The organism is Blastococcus sp. PRF04-17 (assembly GCF_023016265.1).
GTDB lineage: Bacteria > Actinomycetota > Actinomycetes > Mycobacteriales > Geodermatophilaceae > Blastococcus_B.
Genome location: NZ_CP095412.1, coordinates 921,192 through 942,309 on the forward strand (window position 1 = coordinate 921,192; position 21,118 = coordinate 942,309).

Consider the following 21,118-nt stretch of genomic DNA (forward strand, 5'->3'; position numbering starts at 1 on the left):
GGCTTCGTCGCGGCCTGGCCGGCCACGGCCACCCGGCCCTCGGCGATGAGGGTGACGGCGTGCTCGCGGGAACGGGCCAGGCCCCGCCGCACGAGCTCGGCATCGAGCCGGCTGCGGCGGGCCATCAGAGCCTGTCGATCGTGCCGAGCTCGCGCTCGAGCCGTGCGTGCTCCGCCTCGAACTCGGCGACGTGCTCGGCGACCGGGCGCCGGTCCAGGTCGGCGAACGGCGCGCCCGCCTCGTCGGCAGCCTCCGCCCCGCCGGCGGGAGGAGCCGGCGCGTCGGAGCGGTCGGCGGCCGCGGGAGCCGGGCCGGGACGCGGCGGACCCGGGGCCGGTCGCGGCTCGCTCGGCTCGGTCATGGCGCTGGCCTCTCGGACGTCGTGCAGGGGCGGGTTCGGCTCGCTGGCGAGGTTACCGGCCGGGGACGACGGGCACGGGGCCGCGAGCAGGGCGGTAGCGTCCCTGCACCCGGTTCCACCCCGCCCGCGTCCTTGGAGGCCCGCCCCGGTGGCGACGATGGAGCAGTGCATGACGAGCCTCGAGGGGATCCTCGGGGATCTCGCGAGGAATCCGGCGGCGGCCGGCCTCGACCGCAGCCTGTCGTGCCGGCTGACCGATCTCGACCAGGTGGTGCTGGGCCGGCTCAGCGCGGGGGCCGTCCGGGACCTGCACGTCGTCCCGGACGGACCGTCGGTGCCCAAGGCGGACATCCGGCTGACGATGGCCAGCGACGACCTGGTCGCGCTGACCGACGGCCGGCTGCAGTTCGGGCCGGCGTGGGCGAGCGGCCGGGTGCGACTGGAGGCGGGGCTCCGCGACCTGCTGCGGCTGCGCAAGCTGCTCTAGCTCCCGCCGGCGGTCGCGCGCTGCGCCAGGCCCCAGCGGTGCAGAGCTCTGGCGGACGCGTCGTCGGTCGCCACGACCCGGACGGCCGCGCCGGCGTCGGAGTGCCGCGACCAGTGGGCCACGCACAGCGCGCGGAGCCCATCCAGGCCGTCACCGCCGTGCGCGTCCCCGGGAGCGGCGAGGAGCAGCACGTCGTCGCCCTCCGCGGATCGCACCGTCCAGCTGCCGCACCGCCAGGCGCCGCCGTCTGCAGCCACCGCCGGATGCGGCACGAGCAGCCCGGCCGCATCCGGCGCGAGCAGGTCGGGCCGCTGCTCGGGTGCAGCGCGCAGCAGCGTCGCCGGATCGGTGACACCGGTGAAGACGAGCAGGCTCGCGGCGCCGGCCCGGCGGGCACCCTCGATGTCGGTGTCGAGCCGGTCGCCGACGACCAGCGGGCGCCGCGCGGCCGTCCGGCGGACGCACTCGGCGTGCATCGCCGGGTCGGGCTTGCCGGTGACGAGCGGCCGGACGCCGGTGACCGCGCTGACGACGCCGACCATCGCGCCGTTGCCCGGCAAGGGCCCTCGCGGCGACGGGACCGTTGCGTCGGTGTTGGTGGCCACGTGCCGGGCGCCGTTGCGGACGGCGACCACCGCCTCGGACAGCTGCACCCAGCCGACCTGCGGGCCGTAGCCCTGCACGACCGCCACCGGGTCGTCCTCCGCCCGCTCGACGACGGCGAGACCGGCCTCCCGGAGGGCGGCGGCGACGCCCGGCCCGCCGACGGCGAGGACCTTGGCGGCGGGGCCGAGCAGCTGCGCGACGACGGACGCGGCAGCCTGCGAGCTGGTGATGACGTCGGCGGGCTCTGCCGGTACCCCCAGCTCGGCGAGGTGCGCGGCCACCTGATCCGGGGTCCGGGCGGCATTGTTGGTGACGAAGCCCAGCCGCATGCCGGCCGCGCTGGCGGAGACGAGCACGTCCGGTACGCCGGGCACCGCGTGCGGGCCCACGTAGACCACGCCGTCGAGATCGAGGAGCGCGACGTCGTAGACCGCACTCGGCGCGTCGGGGCTGCCCGTGGCCAGGCTCGGCGAGGTCATGCCGAGTCCGCGGCCTGTCGGGCGCGAACCCCGCGCAACGCGCGGGCGTAGTGCCCGAGATCGGGGCGCATGGCCACGGCGAGCGCCAGGTGCTCCGCCGCCACCCGCAGCTCGCCGGCCTTGCTCGCCGCCAGACCGAGGCCGAAGTGGGCGTAGTCGTCGGTCGGGTTGACCGCCGTCAGGGTGGTGAACGCGGCCATCGCCTCCGGATAGCGACCGGCGTCGTACTGGGCCCGCCCCAGCGCCTCGAGGATGCTGCGTGAACCCGGCTCGGCCGCAGCCGCCCTCGCCAGGAGCGTCGCGGCCGCCGCGGGGTGTCCTTCTCCCAGGAGCTCCACACCACGCCGGTACCACTCGTAGACGCCGCCCTCGGGGGAACTGTCCTCCGGCACTCGCTCCCCCTTCTCCGGTGGCGGGCTGGGCTCGCCGTGGCTGCGACGGCGGGCGTCGGAGGCGACGGACGCGGCGCCGCGCCGCAACCGGACGCTTCTACGATCGTCGTCGTGATCACGTCGTCGGGCTCCCGGACGCCGGCTCCGACGGCGGGACTCGAGGTCCGGCCGTTCCGGGCGCTGACCTACCGACGGCGCGACCCCGAGCACCTCGCCCGGGTGAGTTCGCCAGCCTACGACCTCGTGACCCCTGCAGGGCGTGCGCGCCTGGCCGACGCGGACCCGTACAACATCGTCCGCCTCATCCTGCCCCTCGTCGACCGGTCGGCCCTGAGCGAGGACCCTGCGGAGCAGGCCGCCGACACGCTGCACCGCTGGATCAGCGAGGGCGTTCTGGAACTCGACGACTCCCGCGCCCTTTGGGTGTACGAGCTCCGCCCGCCGGAGGGGGCACCCGCGACCGTCGGCTGGCTCGGCGCGGTCGCGCTGCCGGCACCGGGTTCGACGGCCGTGCTGCCCCACGAGGACACGTACGCGGTCGCCGTCGAAGGACGTCGCGCACTCCTCGCGGCGACCCGGACCGACCTCGAGCCGATCGTCCTCGCGCACGACCTGGAGCCCGCGGTCACGGAGGTCACCGACCTGGCCCGGTCGGGAGTGCCGACGCTCGTGCTGCACGACGGGGACGGCGTCGACCACCGGCTCTGGCGGGTGACCGACCCGGCCCTCCTCGGCAGGGTCGAGGGCGCGCTGCGCCGCACGGCGGCCGTCATCGCCGACGGGCACCACCGCTTCGCCGCGGCTCGGGCCCACGCGCTGACCCGGACGGGAGTCGCCGGCAGCGACGCCGTCCTCGCGCTGGTCACGCCGATGGGCCCCGGTGGGCTTCGTGTCGACCCGATCCACCGCGTCGTGCCGGAGCTCTCCCTCGACGCGGCGATCAACGGCGCCGGGGCCCACTTCCGGGTCACCGAACTGCCCCCACCGGCCCGAGCGGACGGCGTGCGCGACGCGGCGGATCGCTGGCTGGCCGACGCGCACACCACCGGCTTCCTCGTCACCGACGGTCGACGGGTGGTGCAGCTGGACCAGCCGTCGGAGGTCGTGCGGTCGGCCGTGCCGCCGGAGGCGCCGGACGCGTGGCGGCGCCTGGACGTCGTCCTCGCCCATCACGGCTTGCTGGCCGCCTGCTGGGGACGACGCGACGACCCGGAGTCCGTGCTCATCGCGCACAGCGTCGGCGAGGCCCTCGAAACGGCGGTCGAGCGGAACGGCGTGGCGCTCCTGCTCCGGGCGCCGTCCCCTGCCGACGTCGCGGCGGTCGCCCGCGCCGGGGCTCGCATGCCGCGGAAGTCGACGCTGTTCCTCCCCAAGCCGAGGACCGGCCTGGTCCTCCGGCCACTGGACGGCTGACCTCACGGGGACCGGCTCAGGCCGTGAGATCGGTGGTCGTGGCGCCGGCCCGCGGCACCTTGCGGCCCCGGCGGCAGTTCACCTCGCACACCGAGGCCGTCCCGCTGCCCGTCCGCCAGAACCTGCGCTGCAGGGCACCCTCGACCTCGACCACGTCGCCGGGCTGCCACAGGGCGGCACGACGCTGCAGCGAGCGGTCGTAGGTGATGCAGGTCAACACGTCGACCGACTGGCCTCGCGCCCGCGGCTCGGGCCGCCGCACGACCAGCCGGAAGGTGAGCAGGGTGTCCCCGCTGGGCAGCGTCCGGAGCTCCGCCGGCGCGGACACCCTTCCTCGTAGGACCACGTCGTTCCGGTCGATCACAGCCACGCTCATGCAGTGAGCCTGGGTTGCCGGCCGGACCCGGACCATGGGCCGGGGGCATCTGTGGACAGTGATGCTGGGTGTGCACAACCAACACCGGGCGGTGCGGTCAGGCCTGCGGGGTCGCCCCGTCAGCGTCGTCGTCGGTCTCGCCGAGCAGTTCGGCCACCTCTGCCTCGACCTCCTCGTCGAAGGTCATCCGCGGGACCCGGGCAGCCCGGTTCTCCGCCGGAGGTGCGGGCGGCTCGTCGCCGGCCTCGGCCTCGACGTCCTCGAACCCGACGTCCTCCAAGCCGACGTCCTCCAGCCCGGCGTCCTCGAACCCGGCGTCCTCGTCCTCGAGCTCGACCTCGAGGAACTCGACGCCGAGGTCGTCGACGGCGCCGAGCGCGGCGTCAGGGTCGGCGGCGGCGATGGCCCCGAGCCATTCGTCGGCGCGGTCCTCCTCGCCCTGGGAGCGCAGTAGGCCGGCGTACGCCGAGGCGACTCGGAGCCGGCCCTGGTCCTGGTCCCGGAGCTGGGACGGGTCCGGGCGCCCCCCGAGCTCGGCCTCGAGGACCAGGCGAGCGGCTGCCGTCTCGCCGAGGTCCATCCGCGCGCCGGCCTCCACGAGGCGGAGTTCGGCCCGCTCGTCCGCATCGACGTCGCCGGCGAGTGCCTCGGCGACGAGCCGCAGCGCCACGTCGGGGCGGCCCAGCGCGCGTTCGCAGTCGGCGAGGACGGCGCGATAGCCCTGGTCGCCGCTCATCCGCCGGTAGGCCCGGATCTCGCGGGCGGCCTCGGCGTAGTCGCCCGCGTGGTACGCCGCGACGCCGACGGCCTCCCGGACGGCGGCGATCCGGGATGCCCGGTCACGAGCGGCCCGCGCGTGGGCGAGCGCCTCGGCAGGGTCGTCGTCCAGCAGCGTTCCGGCAGCGACGAGGTGCGCCGCGACCGTCTGGGCGTTCCGTGGGTCGAGCCCGCGCAGGGCACCGCGGACCGCGGGGTCGAGGTCGCGCGGATCGACACCCTCGGGGATCTCCGGTCCTCGCGGCAACGGCGGCCGACGCTCCTCGCGAGCGGGGGCAGGACGGGGCCCGGCGTCGCGGCGGTCACCGGCAGGCCGACGGCCCTGCCAGCCTCCCCGGTCGCCCTGGGGACGCCGGTCCTGCCACTGCGGCCGATCGCCGGTGGGCCGATCACCTGTGGGCCGGTCACCCGGCGGACGCCGCTCCTGCCACTGCGGCCGGTCGCCGGTGGGCCGATCACCTGTGGGCCGATCACCCTGCGGACGCCGCTCCTGCCAGGCGCCACCGCCCCGCTGCCCGCCCGAACGCTGCGTCCGGTCACCCGGCGGACGCCGCTCCTGCCACTGCGGCCGATCGCCCGTGGGCCGATCACCCTGCGGACGCCGCTCCTGCCAGGCGCCACCGCCCCGCTGCCCGCCCGAACGCTGCGTCCGGTCACCCGGCGGACGCCGCTCCTGCCACTGCGGCCGATCGCCCGTGGGCCGATCACCCTGCGGACGCCGCTCCTGCCAGGCGCCACCGCCCCGCTGCCCGCCCGAACGCTGCGGCCGGTCACCCGGCGGACGCCGCTCCTGCCACTGCGGCCGATCGCCCGTGGGCCGGTCACCCTGCGTACGCCGCTCCTGCCAGGCGCCACCGGCCTGCTCCCCGGCCGAGCGATGCGGGCGGTCTCCTTGCGGGCGCGGTCGGCGCTCCTGCCACGAGCCTGTTTCGTCACGGCCGGAGGTCCGGCCGCCGCGGGATGCGTCGCCCTGTCCCTGCGGGCGCCCCCGACGAGCGCCTCCTGCTTCAGAGCCTCCGCGCCCGGCAGCACCGCCGCGCGGCGCCCCCGACCCCGACCCGGTGCCGCGGGCGTTGCCGGCCCCTCGGGGGTTGCCCGCCCCTCGGCCGGCCCCCGAACCGTGCCCGCCGCCACGGGGGCCGCCGGAGCCACGTCGCGGACTGGTCATCTCGTGAATTCCCTCTTCGATTGACGGCACGCACGGCGCAGTCGCCGTGGATGGTTCGACCGGACAAACACATCGAACGGGGGCCAGAGCGCGTGGCTCTGACCCCCGTTCGGAATGGTTGTCCGGCGGCGTCCTACTCTCCCACCCCGTCTCCGGGGCAGTACCATCGGCGCTGAGAGGCTTAGCTTCCGGGTTCGGAATGTTGCCGGGCGTTTCCCTCTCGCCATGGCCGCCGTAACGCTGTGAACATGTCCTCACACCTCCGGTGGGGAACCGGGATGGTTGGTGGTTCAGAACCGCACAGTGGACGCGACTTTCTTCTTGTTGTGACTTGACTAGGTGTTCTTGCCCCACCGGGGTGGGGTGTGTGGTCAAGTCCTCGGCCTGTTAGTACCGGTCAGCTGCACACCTTGCGGTGCTTCCACTTCCGGCCTATCAACCCGCTGGTCTGGGCGGGGGCCTTACCCGGTTGTCCCGGTGAGAGACCTCATCTTGAAGCGAGCTTCCCGCTTAGATGCTTTCAGCGGTTATCCCTGCCGAACGTAGCCAACCAGCAGTGCACCTGGCGGTACAACTGGCACACCAGAGGTTCGTCCGTCCCGGTCCTCTCGTACTAGGGACAGCTCTTCTCAAGTCTCTTACGCGCACGGCGGATAGGGACCGAACTGTCTCACGACGTTCTAAACCCAGCTCGCGTACCGCTTTAATGGGCGAACAGCCCAACCCTTGGGACCTACTCCAGCCCCAGGATGCGACGAGCCGACATCGAGGTGCCAAACCATCCCGTCGATATGGACTCTTGGGGAAGATCAGCCTGTTATCCCCGGGGTACCTTTTATCCGTTGAGCGACACCGCTTCCACATGCCGGTGCCGGGTCACTAGTCCCAGCTTTCGCTCCTGCTCGACCCGTCGGTCTCACAGTCAAGCTCCCTTGTGCACTTGCACTCGACACCTGATTGCCAACCAGGCTGAGGGAACCTTTGGGCGCCTCCGTTACATTTTGGGAGGCAACCGCCCCAGTTAAACTACCCACCTGACACTGTTCCTGATCCGGATCACGGACCGAGGTTAGACATCCAATTCGACCAGAGTGGTATTTCAACGGCGACTCCACGGACACTGGCGTGCCCGCTTCACAGTCTCCCACCTATCCTACACAAGCCGAACCGAACACCAATATCAAGCTATAGTAAAGGTCCCGGGGTCTTTCCGTCCTGCCGCGCGTAACGAGCATCTTTACTCGTAGTGCAATTTCGCCGAGCCTGTGGTTGAGACAGCTGAGAAGTCGTTACGCCATTCGTGCAGGTCGGAACTTACCCGACAAGGAATTTCGCTACCTTAGGATGGTTATAGTTACCACCGCCGTTTACTGGCGCTTGAGTTCTGAGCTTCGCCTTGCGGCTGACCCGTCCCCTTAACGTTCCAGCACCGGGCAGGCGTCAGTCCGTATACATCGTCTTACGACTTCGCACGGACCTGTGTTTTTAGTAAACAGTCGCTTCTCACTGGTCTCTGCGGCCGGCTACCGCTGCCCACCGCGAGGGTGTTGACGGTCTCCGGCCCCCCTTCTCCCGAAGTTACGGGGGCATTTTGCCGAGTTCCTTAACCACAGTTCGCTCGATCGCCTCGGTATTCTCTACCTGACCACCTGAGTTGGTTTGGGGTACGGGCCGCTCGGAACTCGCTAGAGGCTTTTCTCGGCAGCATAGGATCATCCCATTCGCCTCATTCGGCTATGCGTCAGGCCTCACCCTGTGTGCGGAACGGATTTGCCTGCTCCGCGGGCCACACCCTTGCACCGGTACTACCACTCACCGGTAGGACTACCTTCCTGCGTCACCCCATCGCTTGCCTACTACCAGTCCGGGTCCCGCGCTAGTCCCCGCGACGACCCTCGAAAGAGCCGCACGGGTGTTCGGGCGGTTAGCATCGCTGGGTTCAGCATGGGCGTTCCTTCGCGGGTACGGGAATATCAACCCGTTGTCCATCGACTACGCCTGTCGGCCTCGCCTTAGGTCCCGACTCACCCTGGGCGGATTAGCCTGGCCCAGGAACCCTTGGTCTTCCGGCGGGGGAGGTTCTCACTCCCCTCTCGCTACTCATGCCTGCATTCTCACTCGTGCGGCCTCCACCACTCGGTCACCCGGTGGCTTCCACGGCCGCACGACGCTCCCCTACCCATCCACACACCTGGCCGCCGACCCAAGGCCGGCGGCGGGTTGTCTGTGTGAATGCCACGGCTTCGGCGGTGTGCTTGAGCCCCGCTACATTGTCGGCGCGGAACCACTTGACCAGTGAGCTATTACGCACTCTTTCAAGGGTGGCTGCTTCTAAGCCAACCTCCTGGTTGTCTCTGCGATCCCACATCCTTTTCCACTTAGCACACGCTTAGGGGCCTTAGCCGATGATCTGGGCTGTTTCCCTCTCGACTACGAACCTTATCGCCCGCAGTCTCACTGCCACGCTCTCACTTACCGGCATTCGGAGTTTGGTTGACGTCAGTAACCTTGTGGGGCCCATCGGCCATCCAGTGCTCTACCTCCGGCAAGAAACACGTGACGCTGCACCTAAATGCATTTCGGGGAGAACCAGCTATCACCGAGTTTGATTGGCCTTTCACCCCTACCCACAGCTCATCCCCCAGGTTTTCAACCCTGGTGGGTTCGGTCCTCCACGCGGTCTTACCCGCGCTTCAACCTGGCCATGGGTAGATCACTCGGCTTCGGGTCTAGGACACGCGACTCAGATCGCCCTGTTCGGACTCGCTTTCGCTACGGCTACCCCCCACGGGTTAACCTCGCCACGTACCACTAACTCGCAGGCTCATTCTTCAAAAGGCACGCAATCACCCCCGCCGCCGAAACGACGAAGAGCTCTCACGGCTTGTAGGCACACGGTTTCAGGTACTATTTCACTCCCCTCCCGGGGTACTTTTCACCTTTCCCTCACGGTACTTGTCCGCTATCGGTCACCAGGGAGTATTCAGGCTTAGCGGGTGGTCCCGCCAGATTCACACCGAATTCCACGGGCTCGGTGCTACTTGGGAACACGCTCGGGAGGTGCACAGTTTTCGTGTACGGGGCTCTCACCCTCTACGGCGACCCCTTCCAGAGGCCTTCCACTAACACATGCACTTTCTCACTCCCCGTCCCTCCGGCAGAAGGAACTGAACGGTCCCACGACCCCGCCTGCACAACCCCTGCCGGGTATCACATGCAAACGGTTTAGCCTACCTCCGCTTTCGCTCGCCACTACTCACGGAATCACTGTTGTTTTCTCTTCCTGTGGGTACTGAGATGTTTCACTTCCCCACGTTCCCTCCACACGCCCTATGTGTTCAAGCGCGGGTCACACCACATGACTGGTGCGGGGTTCCCCCATTCGGAAATCCTCGGATCAACGCTCGGTTGACAGCTCCCCGAGGCTTATCGCAGCCTCCTACGTCCTTCATCGGCTCCTGGTGCCAAGGCATCCACCGTGCGCCCTTAACAACTTGGCCACACAAAAACACCGCACAACCACCCCCGGAAGAGAGACGATCGTGCGGGCCTACAAGAACTCTGCTAACCAGAGTCAAAAAGATGCTCGCGTCCACTGTGCAGTTCTCAACGACCAACCAGACACCCCCCACACGCCCCCACCAGACCCGCGACCCCCACAGGAGACACGACGGTATGAGAACCAGAAGGCCCTGACCTCCAAGACAACGACCACACCCCCCGCAGGAGATGGCCCGCTCCCTCAGGACCCAACAGCGCGCCTACGACCAGCCACCCACCCGCCACCACCTTCCACACCCACCCCCAAAGGGATGAGCCGTACTAGCGGCGACCGACAGGCACCGGCCGAACTGGTCAGCGTTCCACCCTCGAGCACTGTCACCAGGCACCAGCAGCCACCCGGAAGTGGGCGACCGTCACGGCCCGAGCACAGCTCTGGACCACACCCCACACGGGGCGCGGCCAGTGCTCCTTAGAAAGGAGGTGATCCAGCCGCACCTTCCGGTACGGCTACCTTGTTACGACTTCGTCCCAATCGCCGATCCCGCCTTCGACGGCTCCCTCCACAAGGGTTGGGCCACCGGCTTCGGGCGTTACCGACTTTCGTGACGTGACGGGCGGTGTGTACAAGGCCCGGGAACGTATTCACCGCAGCGTTGCTGATCTGCGATTACTAGCGACTCCAACTTCATGGGGTCGAGTTGCAGACCCCAATCCGAACTGAGACCGGCTTTTTGGGATTCGCTCCACCTCACGGTATCGCAGCCCTTTGTACCGGCCATTGTAGCATGTTTGCAGCCCTAGACATAAGGGGCATGATGATTTGACGTCATCCCCACCTTCCTCCGAGTTGACCCCGGCAGTCTCCTATGAGTCCCCACCATCACGTGCTGGCAACATAGGACGAGGGTTGCGCTCGTTGCGGGACTTAACCCAACATCTCACGACACGAGCTGACGACAACCATGCACCACCTGTGCACGGCCCTTACGGACCCCCCATCTCTGGGAGATTTCCGTGCATGTCAAGCCTAGGTAAGGTTCTTCGCGTTGCATCGAATTAAGCAACATGCTCCGCCGCTTGTGCGGGCCCCCGTCAATTCCTTTGAGTTTTAGCCTTGCGGCCGTACTCCCCAGGCGGGGCGCTTAATGCGTTAGCTGCGGCACGGAACTCGTGGAATGAGCCCCACACCTAGCGCCCAACGTTTACGGCGTGGACTACCAGGGTATCTAATCCTGTTCGCTCCCCACGCTTTCGCTCCTCAGCGTCAGTTGTTGCCCAGAGACCCGCCTTCGCCACCGGTGTTCCTCCTGATATCTGCGCATTTCACCGCTACACCAGGAATTCCAGTCTCCCCTGCAACACTCCAGTTTGCTCGTATCGACTGCAGACCCGAGGTTGAGCCTCGGGATTTCACAGCCGACGCAACAAACCGCCTACGAGCTCTTTACGCCCAATAATTCCGGACAACGCTTGCACCCTACGTATTACCGCGGCTGCTGGCACGTAGTTGGCCGGTGCTTCTTCTGCAGGTACCGTCACTTCCGCTTCGTCCCTGCTGAAAGAGGTTTACAACCCGAAGGCCGTCATCCCCCACGCGGCGTCGCTGCGTCAGGCTTCCGCCCATTGCGCAATATTCCCCACTGCTGCCTCCCGTAGGAGTCTGGGCCGTGTCTCAGTCCCAGTGTGGCCGGTCACCCTCTCAGGCCGGCTACCCGTCGTCGCCTTGGTAGGCCACTACCCCACCAACAAGCTGATAGGCCGCGGGCCCATCCCCAGCCGATAAATCTTTCCACCACCAGACCATGCGGTCAGCAGTCATATCCGGTATTAGCCCCAATTTCTTGGAGTTATCCCAGAGCCAGGGGCAGGTTGCCCACGTGTTACTCACCCGTTCGCCACTGATCCCCCACCGAAGCAGGTTCACCGTTCGACTTGCATGTGTTAAGCACGCCGCCAGCGTTCGTCCTGAGCCAGGATCAAACTCTCCGTAGATGTTTGAAACCGGCTGAGACCCCGAGCTGACACTCGGGTCAATCAACCAAAGGAACCCAGCCGAGCTCCGAAGAACCCGACACGGGGTATTACTTGGCACTGACTTTCGGCACGCTGTTGAGTTCTCAAAGAGCGGACGCGCAGGAACTCCGGCCTCGCGGCCCTCGTTCGAGACGGCTTCTCGTTGTGGCACCGCACAACGGTCGGCCCCCGCAGGAGCGTCCCGCTGGCCCCAGACGGGGTCTCGCGCGGCGCAGAGAGAAAGTTACTGGCGGTCCGGGGGCGGTGTCAAACGGGTGGAGCCGTGACGCCCGACACCCGAACGGAACGGCTCCGTCACCGTCGCGACACCGCCGTCAGACGGTGCGCTGGACCCCGGCCACCGAGCGCTTGCCGCGTCGCAGGACGAGCCAGCCACCGGCCAGCCAGTCCCTCGGAGCCGGTACGGCATCGGCGTCGGTGACGCGCTCGTTGTTGACGTAGGCGCCGCCCTCCTTCACCGTCCGCCTGGCCTCCGAGAGACTGCCGACCAGGCCGGTGAGCTGGAACAGCTGGGCGAAGGTCGGCACCTCGCCGTCCACGGTGACGCTGCCCGCCTCCCGCAGCGCGGCGGCGAGCGTCTCCTCCCCCAGCGCCGCCAGGTCGTCCCGGCCGAAGAGCGCGCGCCCGGCCGCCTCGGCCTGCGCCAGCTGCTCCGGGCCGTGCACGAGGACGGTGAGCTCCTCTGCCAGCGCGCGCTGGGCCGTCCTCGCGGCGGGCCGTTCGTTGCTCTCCGCGATGAGAGCCTCCACCTCCTCGGCCGCCGCTCGGAGTACAGCGGCAGCCATGCTCGGGCGTCGGCGTCGTCGGCGTTGAGCCAGAACTGGAAGAACGCGTACGGCGACGTCAACGACGGGTCCAGCCAGACGGCGCCGCCCTCGCTCTTGCCGAACTTGGTGCCGTCGGACTTGGTCACCAGGGGCGTCGACAGGGCGTGCACCCTCGCCCCCTCCGTCCGGCGCACCAGGTCGATGCCGGCGGTGAGGTTGCCCCACTGGTCCGAGCCGCCGGTCTGCAGCGTCACCCCGTGCCGCCGGTGCAGCTCCCGGTAGTCGTTGGCCTGCAGGATCTGGTAGCTGAACTCGGTGTAGCTGATGCCGGCTTCGGAGTTCAGCCGGGCCGACACCGCCTCCTTGGCGAGCATCTGGCTCACCCGGAAGTGCTTGCCGAGGTCACGGAGGAAGTCGATCGCCGACACCGGCGCGGTCCACTCGAGGTTGTCGACGTAGATCGGGCCCTTGAGACCCTCGGCCTCGGCCGGCACGTCGAGGAACGGCGCCACCTGCTCACGGATCCGCCGCACCCACTCGGCGACGGTGTCCCGCTCGTTGAGCTGCCGCTCGGCCGAGGGACGCGGGTCGCCGATCAGGCCCGTGGCACCGCCGACCAGCACGACCGGCTGGTGCCCGGCGCGCTGCAGCGCACGCAGCACCATGAACTGCAGCAGGTGACCCACGTGCAGGCTCGGCGCCGTCGGGTCGAACCCGGCGTAGTACGCGACCGGGCCTTCGGCCAGGTGCGCGCGGAGGGCGGCCTCGTCGGTGCTCTGGGCGATCAGCCCGCGGCGGTGCAGCTCGTCGATCACGTCGTTCACGGGGATCCATCCTGCCCGGCGGACGAGCGGCGGGGCTTCCCACCCGCCCGGAACACGCTCACCGAGGGAGCACCTGTCTCCCAGAACCGCCACGGCAGGTCGGTCGCCACGCTGATGCCGACGCGGGGACCGGCCGAGACCGACGCAGGCAGGTCTCCGCGGTGCAGGCGTACGGGGCTCTCCGGTGACAGCAGGTCCCGGTCGAGGTCCTCCCGGCCGATCGCCAGCGCCTGGGTCAGCCGCGCCGGTCCACCGGCCAGGTCGCGGGCGGTCCTGGCGGCGGGACGTCGGGAGCGCGCGAGTTCCTCTCCCACGACCACCTCACCGGCCCGGAGGAGCACCGCCGAACCCTCGCCTTCCCGTCCGACCACGACATTGGCGCACCAGTGCACGCCGTAGCTGAAGTAGACGTACAGGCGGCCGGGCGGGCCGAACATGATCGCGGCCCGGGGGGTGGGGCCTCGATGGGAGTGCGCGGCGGGGTCCGTGCCGTTTCCCGAGTACGCCTCCACCTCGGTCAGGCGGAGGGCGACCCGGCCCTCCGGCCGGTCGGTGACCAGCCAGCAGCCCAGCAACGTCGGGGCGACGACGGCGGGCGGACCCAGCAGCTCCTCCCCGCGGACGAGCTCTCCCGGCTGCACGGTCAGAGGGCGGCCGCCACGGGTGAGGACGACGCCCAGTCGGCGTGTGCGGTGGCGAGCTGCTTCAGGGCGGAGAGCTGCTCGGCGACCCGGTCGGGCGCCGTCCCCCCGCGGGCCTTGCGGGCAGCCAGTGCGCCGGGCACGGACAGCACCGACCGGACGGCAGGGGTGAGCCGCTCGTCGATGCCGGCCAGCTGGTCGTCGGCGAGCTCGTCCAGCTCGAGCCCGGCCTCCTCGCAGAACGACACCATGGCCCCGGAGATCTCGTGCGCCGACCGGAACGGCACGCCGTTCGACACCAGCCACTCGGCGACGTCGGTGGCCAGGGCGTAGCCCTGCGGCGCCGCGGCCTCCAGGACCTCCGGGCGCAAGGTGAGCGTCGCGACCATGCCGGTGACCGCCGGCAGGAGCAGCATCAGCTGCTCCATCGAGTCGAAGACCGGCTCCTTGTCCTCCTGCAGGTCCCGGTCGTAGGCCAGCGGAAGCCCCTTGAGCATCGTGAGCAGACCGGTCAGGTTGCCCACGAATCGGCCGGACTTGCCCCGGGCCAGCTCGGCGATGTCGGGGTTCTTCTTCTGCGGCATGATCGACGACCCGGTCGCCCAGGCGTCATCGAGGCGGGCCCAGCCGAACTCCGTCGACGTCCAGAGGACGACCTCCTCCCCCAGCCGGGACAGGTGGACGCCGAGCAGCGCCGCGGCGAAGCAGAACTCCGCGGCGAAGTCGCGGTCGCTGACCGCGTCGATCGAGTTGTCGGCGGCGCGGTCGAAGCCCAGTTCGGCGGCGACCGCGTCGGGGTCCAGCCGCAGCGACGAGCCGGCCAGCGCGCCGGCGCCCAGCGGGCTGACGGCCGCGCGCCGGTCCCAGTCCTGGAGCCGGTCGACGTCGCGGGCGATCGAGTGCGCGTGCGCCAGGAGCTGGTGGGCGATGAGCACCGGCTGCGCGTGCTGCAGGTGGGTCATGCCGGGCGCGGCGACGTCCTGGTACCGCTCGGCGAGGCCGAGCAGCGCGTACTCCAGCGACGACAGCTCGGCGACCAGCGCTCGCACGTTGTGCCGCAGGTAGAGCCGGAGGTCGGTGGCGACCTGGTCGTTGCGGCTGCGGCCGGCGCGCAGCTTGCCGCCGAGCGCGCCGAGCTTCTCCAGCAGGCCGCGCTCGAGCGCCTCGTGCACGTCCTCGTCGGCCTCGACCGGGGAGAAGGTGCCCGCGACGACCTCGGCCGAGAGCTCGGTCAGGGCGCCGACCATCGCGGCGAGCTCGTCGTCGGTCAGCAGCCCCGCACGGTGCAGGACACGGGCATGGGCCCGCGACGAGGCCAGGTCATAGGGAGCCAGCCGCCAGTCGACGTCCGTGGACTTCGACAGCGCCGCCATCGCCGGCGACGGCCCGCCACCGAATCGGCCGCCCCAGAGCCGGGTCTGCGAGGGGGCGCCAGTCATGGAGGTTCAGCTCTCTTCCAGGTCGGACTTCAGCTCGGGGTACACGGCCGGCGTGCGTTCGGCCAGCGCACGCAGACGCTCGGCCACGGCCGGTCCGCCGTCCGGCTCGCGGGAGATGACCAGGACAGTGTCGTCCCCGGCGATCGTGCCGAGCACCTCGGGGAGGCCGACCTTGTCCAGAGCCGAGGCGAGGAACTGCGCCGCCCCGGGCGGGGTCCGGAGCACGGCGAGGTTCGCGCTGCCCTCGGCATGGACCAGCAGATCGGCCAGCAGCCGGATCAGCCGGGCCGGGGCGGCCTGGGCCGGTCGCAGCGGCGCGTTCTCGGGCGGCAGGACGTAGGAGGCCGGAGCGCCGTCCGAGCCGCGCAGCTTCACCGCACCCAGCTCCTCCAGGTCCCGTGACAGGGTGGCCTGGGTGACCTCGACACCGGACTCCGCGAGCAGCGCCGCCAGCTGCGTCTGCGACGTGACCGGCTGGGACTCGATCAGGGCGACGATGCGCGCCTGACGGGCCGACCGGGTGACCGAGGTCGTCATGCGCGCTCCAGGAGCCAGACGAGGAGGGCCTTCTGGGCGTGCAGCCGGTTCTCCGCCTCGTCCCAGACGGCCGACTGCGGCCCGTCGATCACCTCGGCGGCGATCTCCTTGCCGCGGTAGGCGGGCAGGCAGTGCAGGACGACGGCGTCGTCGGCCGCCAGGCCCAGCGCCTGCTCGTCGACCGCGTAGGGCAGGAAGGGTGCGATCCGGGCGTCGTACTCGCCCTCCTGCCCCATCGACACCCAGGTGTCGGTCGCCAGGACGTCGGCCCCGTCGGCGGCGGCTTGCGGGTCCGCCGTCCAGAGGACCGAGCCACCGGTCTCGGCGGCGATCTCGGCCGACCGCTTCAGCACGGCGGGGTCGGGCTGGAACTCCTCCGGCGAGCCGATCCGCACGTGCATGCCCGCCGTCGCACCGCCCAGCAGGTAGGAGTGCGCCATGTTGTTGGCACCGTCGCCGAGGTAGGTCAGCGAGCGACCGGCCAGCGAGCCCTTGCGCTCGATCACCGTCTGCAGGTCGGCCAGGATCTGGCAGGGGTGGTACTCGTCGGTGAGCGCGTTGACCACGGGCACCCGGCTCACCGACGCCATGGCCTCGATGCGGTCCTGCTCGAAGGTGCGCCAGACAATCGCGGCGGCCTGCCGGTCGAGCACCCGGGTGGTGTCCTCGACCGGTTCGCCGCGGCCCAGCTGACTGCTGCCGGCGTCGATCACCAGCGGGTAGCCGCCGAGCTCGGCGATGCCGACGGAGAACGACACCCGCGTGCGCGTCGAGGGCTTGTCGAAGATCACCGCGACGGCCCGGGGCCCCGCCAAGGGCATGGGCGCCTCGGCGGTGTGCCGGGTCTGCTTGAGGGTGGCCGCGAGGGCCAGCACCTCGGCCTGCTCGGCCGGCGTCAGGTCGTCGTCCTTGAGGAAGTGCCGGGTCACTGGTTCTCCATCGCAGCGTCGAGGGCCGCCGGCAGGGCGCCCACGAAGGCGTCGACCTGGGCGTCGGTGAGCACGAGCGGCGGCGCGAGGCGGAGCACGCCGGGTGCCACCGCGTTGGTCAGGAAGCCGGCGCTCCGCAGCGCGGCCTCCAGTCCGGCGGCGACGTCGGCGGTGAGGAAGACGCCCAGCAGCGCGCCCCTGCCGCGGACGCCGCCGACACCCGGGTGGCCGAGCGCCTCGATGCCGGCGGTGAACCGGTGCTCGAGCTCCTTGGCCCGCTCCAGCAGCCCCTCGTCGCGGATGGTGTCCAGCACCGCGAGTGCGGCCGCGGCGGCGATCGGGTTGCCCCCGAAGGTCGAACCGTGCGCCCCGGCGGTCAGCAGCTCGGCCGCCTCGCCGAAGGCGAGCAGCGCGCCCATCGGAAGGCCGCCGCCCAGCGCCTTGGCCAGGGTGATGATCTCCGGCTGCAGGCCGTCGGCCTGGTGCATGAACCAGGAGCCGGTGCGCCCGATGCCGGTCTGCACCTCGTCGAGGGCGAACAGCGCGCCGGCCTCGCCGGCGGCCGCCGCGGCCGCCGACAGATAACCCGCCGGCGCGGGCAGCACGCCGCCCTCGCCGAGCATCGGCTCGAGCAGCACCATCGCCGTCGACCCACCGACCACGCCGGCCAGCGCGTCGGGGTCGCCGTAGGGCACGTACCGGACCCCGCCCGGCAGCGGCGCGAACGGCGCGGCCTTCGAGGGCTGTCCGGTCAGGGCCAGCGCCCCCATGGTGCGGCCGTGGAACGCTCCTTCGGCGGTGACCACCTCGGACCGGCCGGTCAGCCGGCTGATCTTGAACGCGGCCTCGTTGGCCTCGGCGCCGGAGTTGCAGAAGAACACGCGGCCGGGCCGTCCGGCGAGCTCCAGCAGCCGCTCGGCGAGGACCAGGCCGGGCTCGTGCATGGCCAGGTTGGAGACGTGACCGAGCTTGTGCGCCTGCACGCTGATCGCCTCGACGACCTTGGGATGGGCGTGGCCGAGGATCGTCGTGGCGATCCCGCCGAGCAGGTCGACGTACTCACGGCTGTCGACGTCCCAGACGAGGGCGCCGTCGCCGCGGGCCAGCGCGACCGGCGGCACCTGGTAGTTGTTCATCATCACGGCCGACCAGCGGCGGGCCAGCTCCTCCGTGTGCGTCATGGTGCCGTCGCCTCCTGTCTCTGATCGGCTCTCTGATCGGCTGGGACGACCATCGTCCCGGTGCCCTCGGTGGTGAACATCTCCAGCAGCAGCGCGTGCGGCGACCGCCCGTCGACGACCGTCGCGCGGCGCACCCCGCCCTCGACCGCCCGCAGGCAGGCGGCCATCTTGGGCACCATGCCGGCGTCCAGGGTCGGCAGGATCTCGGCGAGCTCGCGGGTGTCGATCTGCTGCACCAGCGAGTCGCGGTCGGGCCAGTCTGCGTAGAGCCCTTCGACGTCGGTGAGGACGACGAGCTTCACGGCGTCCAGCGCGACGGCGACCGCGGCGGCGGCGGTGTCGGCGTTGAGGTTGTGCAGCACCCCGTCCCTGTCGGGTCCCACGGTCGAGATCACCGGGATGTGCCCGGCCTCGATCAGCGCGGTGACCGGTGCCGGGTCGACGGCCACGACGTCCCCGACCAGCCCGACGTCGACCGGCAGCCCGTCGACGATCGCATGCGTGCGGGTCGCGGTGAACAGTCCGCCGTCCTCACCGGAGAGGCCGACCGCCCGGCCGCCGTGCTCGTTGATCAGCCCGACCACCTCCGGGCCGACCTGGCCGACGAGCACCATCCGGACCACCTCGATGGTCTCCGGGGTGGTGACCCGCAGGCCTCCGCGGAACTCGCTGGTGACGCCCAGCCGGTCCAGCATCGCGCTGATCTGCGGGCCCCCGCCGTGGACGACGACCGGATAGATGCCACACGTCCGCAGGAACACCATGTCCTCGGCGAACGCGCGGCGGCACTCCTCGTCGACCATGGCGTGGCCGCCGTACTTGATCACCACGATGTTGCCGTGGAACTCCTTGAGCCACGGCAGCGCGCCGGTGAGGACGTCGATCTTGCGCGCGTCGCCCTCGGGGTCGTGCGTCCGCATGACCCGGCTGGTGCCGACCTTGCGGCGCGGCGGCGTCACGTCGACCGCGACGTCGGGCGGCGTCGGATCCTGGTGGGTGCTCACGTCGAGTACGCCGAGTTCTCGTGCACGTAGGCGATCGACAGGTCGTTGGTCCAGATCGTCCCCTGCTCCGTGCCCGCCCGGAGGTCGACGTCGATCGTGACGGCCCGGCCGGTGAGGTCCACGCCCTCGCGCGGGTCGCCGATCGCGCCGCCCCGGCAGACGGTGACGCCGTTGATGGTGACGTCGACCTGGTCGGCCTCGAAGGCGGCGTCGGTGGTGCCGATGGCGGCGAGCACCCGGCCCCAGTTGGGGTCGTTGCCGAAGAGCGCGGTCTTGAGCAGGTTGTTGCGCGCGCAGGCCCGACCCGCGGTGAGGGCGTCCTCGACGCTGGCGGCGTTGCGGACGGTGATCGCGATGTCCTTGGTCGACCCCTCGGCGTCGGCGAGCAGCTGCATCGCGAGGTCGGTCGCCGCGGCGGTGAGTGCCTCGGTGAACTCCTCGGCGCTCGGGGTGATGCCGCTGGCGCCGCTGGACATGACGATCACGGTGTCGTTGGTCGACAGGCACCCGTCGGAGTCGACCCGCTCGAAGGACTGGTTCGTCGCCTGCTTCAGCGCCGGCCGCAGCATGTCGGGCGGGACGACGGCGTCGGTGGTGAGGACGACGAGCATCGTGGCCAGGCTCGGCGCGAGCATGCCGGCGCCCTTGGCCATGCCGCCGACGGTCCAGCCACCCTCTGGACCGCCGCGGGCCTGCACGGTCGTCTTCGGGACGCTGTCGGTGGTCATGATCGCCCGGGCGGCGTCCGGTCCGCCGTCCTCGGACAGCGCCTTCACCGCGGCGGTGATCCCGGCGGTCAGCTTGTCCATCGGCAGGCGGACGCCGATCAGCCCGGTGCTGGCGACCGCCACGTCGATGGCGCCGATGCCGAGCTCCTTCGCGGCGTGCTCGGCGGTGGCGTGGGTGTCCTGGAAACCCTCGGGTCCGGTGCACGCGTTGGCGCCGCCGGAGTTGAGGACGACCGCCCGCGCCCGCTCCCCGGCCAGCACCTGGCGGCTCCAGAGCACCGGCGCGGCCGGGAAGCGGTTCGTGGTGAAGACCGCCGCAGCGGCGTCGTCGGGGCCGTGGTTGAGGACGACGGCGACGTCCGGGTCGCCGCTGGACTTGAGCCCGGCCGCGACACCGGCCGCGGAGAACCCCTTGGGGGCGGTGACTGTCACGGCGCGACCCCCACGACGGGCAGGCCGGTGGTCTCGGGGAGGCCGAGGGCGAGGTTGGCGCACTGCAGCGCGCCACCCGCCGTCCCCTTGGTCAGGTTGTCGACCGCGGCGACGACCACCAGCCGCCCGGCGTCGGGGTCGACGGCGATCTGCACCTGCACCGTGTTGGCGCCGAGGACGGCAGCGGTGGTCGGCCACTGCCCCTCGGGCAGCAGGTGCACGAACGGTTCGTCGGCGTAGGCCTTCTCGTACGCCGCCCGTGCCGCGGCGGCGTCGACGCCGGACCAGAGCTTCGCCGAGCAGGTGGCGAGGATGCCCCGGCTCATCGGGACCAGGGTCGGGGTGAAGCTCACGCTCACCTGGTGTCCGGCGGCCTGCGAGAGGTTCTGGACCATCTCGGGCGTGTGCCGGTGCACCCCGCCGACGCCGTAGGCGCTGACCGAGCCCATGACCTCGCTGCCGAGCAGGTGCGGCTTGGCGGACTTGCCGGCGCCGCTGGTGCCGCTGGCCGCGACCACGACGATGTCCGGCTCGACGACGCCCGCGGCGAGCGCGGGGGCCATGGCGAGGGCGACCGAGGTCGGGTAGCAGCCGGGCACGGCGATGCGCTTGGCACCGGCGAGCTGCGCGCGCTGGCCGGGGAGCTCGGGGAGCCCGTAGGGCCAGGAACCGGCGTGCGCGCCGCCGTACCAGCGCGCCCAGGCGGCCGGGTCGTTCAGCCGGTGGTCGGCGCCGCAGTCGATGACGAGCGTCTCGGCCGGGAGCTGGTCGGCGATGGCCGCTGACTCGCCGTGCGGCAGCGCGAGGACGACGACGTCGTAGCCGGACAGGCTCGCCGCCTCGCTGCCCTGGACCTCGAGATCGGCGTAGGGGGTGAGGTGCGGCTGCAGCTCACCGAGGCGTCGGCCGGCGCTCGAGTTGGCGTGCACCCCGGTCAGCCGCAGGTTCGGGTGACCGGCCAGCAGCCGGCACACCTCTCCCCCGGCGTACCCGGTGGCGCCGGTGACCCCGACCGTCCACGTCTGCGCCTCGCTCACAA

17 protein-coding genes, 3 rRNA genes and 1 pseudogene are annotated in these 21,118 nt (G+C 70.7%); 2 read left to right on the forward strand and 19 right to left on the reverse strand.

Annotated features, from left to right (window positions below):
- Positions 1-50: 50 nt before the first annotated feature.
- A pseudogene (locus tag MVA48_RS23975) lies at positions 51-125 on the reverse strand (hypothetical protein); the annotation flags it as partial.
- A complete protein-coding gene (locus tag MVA48_RS04625) occupies positions 125-361 on the reverse strand; it encodes a hypothetical protein (RefSeq protein WP_246986306.1) in 237 nt (78 codons plus the stop codon). The pseudogene MVA48_RS23975 and the gene MVA48_RS04625, both read right to left, overlap by 1 nt.
- Positions 362-530: 169 nt before the next feature.
- Between MVA48_RS04625 and MVA48_RS04630 the strand changes: the two genes are divergently transcribed.
- Positions 531-848 (forward strand): SCP2 sterol-binding domain-containing protein, encoded by a 318-nt coding sequence (locus tag MVA48_RS04630; RefSeq protein WP_246986308.1) that lies wholly within the window; start codon positions 531-533, stop codon positions 846-848.
- Here the strand turns inward: MVA48_RS04630 and MVA48_RS04635 are convergent.
- Both MVA48_RS04635 and MVA48_RS04640 read right to left on the reverse strand, forming a co-directional pair.
- A complete protein-coding gene (locus MVA48_RS04635; RefSeq protein WP_246986310.1) occupies positions 845-1,933 on the reverse strand; it encodes an HAD-IIA family hydrolase in 1,089 nt (362 codons plus the stop codon). The genes MVA48_RS04630 and MVA48_RS04635 overlap by 4 nt on opposite strands.
- Complete coding sequence (locus tag MVA48_RS04640; RefSeq protein WP_246986312.1) at positions 1,930-2,325, reverse strand: tetratricopeptide repeat protein; 396 nt, start codon at positions 2,323-2,325, stop codon at positions 1,930-1,932. The genes MVA48_RS04635 and MVA48_RS04640 overlap by 4 nt, the downstream gene beginning before the upstream one ends.
- A gap of 111 nt (positions 2,326-2,436) precedes the next feature.
- On the opposite strand from MVA48_RS04640, the gene MVA48_RS04645 reads away from it, so the two are divergent.
- Complete coding sequence (locus MVA48_RS04645) at positions 2,437-3,738, forward strand: DUF1015 domain-containing protein (protein ID WP_246986314.1); 1,302 nt, start codon at positions 2,437-2,439, stop codon at positions 3,736-3,738.
- A gap of 16 nt (positions 3,739-3,754) precedes the next feature.
- Here MVA48_RS04645 and MVA48_RS04650 read toward each other — a convergent pair whose 3' ends face one another.
- The 15 genes from MVA48_RS04650 to argC all read right to left on the reverse strand — a co-directional run bounded on the left by MVA48_RS04650 (position 3,755) and on the right by argC (position 21,116).
- Positions 3,755-4,114 (reverse strand): single-stranded DNA-binding protein, encoded by a 360-nt coding sequence (locus MVA48_RS04650; RefSeq protein WP_246986322.1) that lies wholly within the window; start codon positions 4,112-4,114, stop codon positions 3,755-3,757.
- 97 nt (positions 4,115-4,211) lie between these two features.
- On the reverse strand, positions 4,212-5,138 hold the full coding sequence (locus MVA48_RS04655) for a hypothetical protein (protein WP_246986324.1): 927 nt from the start codon (positions 5,136-5,138) through the stop codon (positions 4,212-4,214).
- Between the two features lie 1,041 nt (positions 5,139-6,179).
- Positions 6,180-6,296, reverse strand: a 5S ribosomal RNA gene (gene rrf / locus MVA48_RS04660).
- A gap of 130 nt (positions 6,297-6,426) precedes the next feature.
- Positions 6,427-9,559: ribosomal RNA gene (locus MVA48_RS04665) — 23S ribosomal RNA — on the reverse strand.
- A gap of 477 nt (positions 9,560-10,036) precedes the next feature.
- A 16S ribosomal RNA gene (locus MVA48_RS04670) occupies positions 10,037-11,555 on the reverse strand.
- The 16S, 23S and 5S rRNA genes sit together here, the layout of an rRNA operon.
- Before the next feature lie 356 nt (positions 11,556-11,911).
- Positions 11,912-12,136 carry a hypothetical protein gene (locus MVA48_RS23980; protein WP_371821194.1) on the reverse strand — a complete coding sequence of 75 codons (225 nt, stop codon included), beginning with the start codon at positions 12,134-12,136 and terminating at the stop codon, positions 11,912-11,914.
- A complete protein-coding gene (tyrS, locus tag MVA48_RS04680) occupies positions 12,052-13,188 on the reverse strand; it encodes a tyrosine--tRNA ligase (protein ID WP_246986328.1) in 1,137 nt (378 codons plus the stop codon). Before tyrS ends, MVA48_RS23980 begins: the two co-directional genes overlap by 85 nt.
- Entirely contained in the window at positions 13,185-13,829 is a 645-nt protein-coding gene (locus MVA48_RS04685; RefSeq protein ID WP_246986330.1) for a DNA-3-methyladenine glycosylase, read from the reverse strand. The genes tyrS and MVA48_RS04685 overlap by 4 nt, the downstream gene beginning before the upstream one ends.
- 2 nt (positions 13,830-13,831) lie before the next feature.
- On the reverse strand, positions 13,832-15,268 hold the full coding sequence (argH, locus tag MVA48_RS04690) for an argininosuccinate lyase (RefSeq protein ID WP_246986332.1): 1,437 nt from the start codon (positions 15,266-15,268) through the stop codon (positions 13,832-13,834).
- 6 nt (positions 15,269-15,274) lie between these two features.
- Positions 15,275-15,805, reverse strand: coding sequence for an arginine repressor (locus tag MVA48_RS04695; RefSeq protein WP_246986334.1), 531 nt, complete (start codon positions 15,803-15,805; stop codon positions 15,275-15,277).
- On the reverse strand, positions 15,802-16,734 hold the full coding sequence (gene argF / locus MVA48_RS04700) for an ornithine carbamoyltransferase (protein ID WP_246986343.1): 933 nt from the start codon (positions 16,732-16,734) through the stop codon (positions 15,802-15,804). Before argF ends, MVA48_RS04695 begins: the two co-directional genes overlap by 4 nt.
- Complete coding sequence (locus tag MVA48_RS04705) at positions 16,731-17,915, reverse strand: acetylornithine transaminase (RefSeq protein WP_246986345.1); 1,185 nt, start codon at positions 17,913-17,915, stop codon at positions 16,731-16,733. Before MVA48_RS04705 ends, argF begins: the two co-directional genes overlap by 4 nt.
- Complete coding sequence (argB, locus tag MVA48_RS04710) at positions 17,912-18,919, reverse strand: acetylglutamate kinase (protein WP_246986347.1); 1,008 nt, start codon at positions 18,917-18,919, stop codon at positions 17,912-17,914. Before argB ends, MVA48_RS04705 begins: the two co-directional genes overlap by 4 nt.
- Positions 18,916-20,079: a bifunctional glutamate N-acetyltransferase/amino-acid acetyltransferase ArgJ gene (argJ, locus tag MVA48_RS04715; RefSeq protein WP_246986349.1), complete on the reverse strand. Its 1,164-nt coding sequence runs from the start codon at positions 20,077-20,079 to the stop codon at positions 18,916-18,918. Before argJ ends, argB begins: the two co-directional genes overlap by 4 nt.
- Positions 20,076-21,116, reverse strand: a complete 1,041-nt coding sequence (argC, locus tag MVA48_RS04720; RefSeq protein WP_246986351.1) for an N-acetyl-gamma-glutamyl-phosphate reductase — start codon at positions 21,114-21,116, stop codon at positions 20,076-20,078. Before argC ends, argJ begins: the two co-directional genes overlap by 4 nt.
- Between the last annotated feature and the right edge of the window lie 2 nt (positions 21,117-21,118).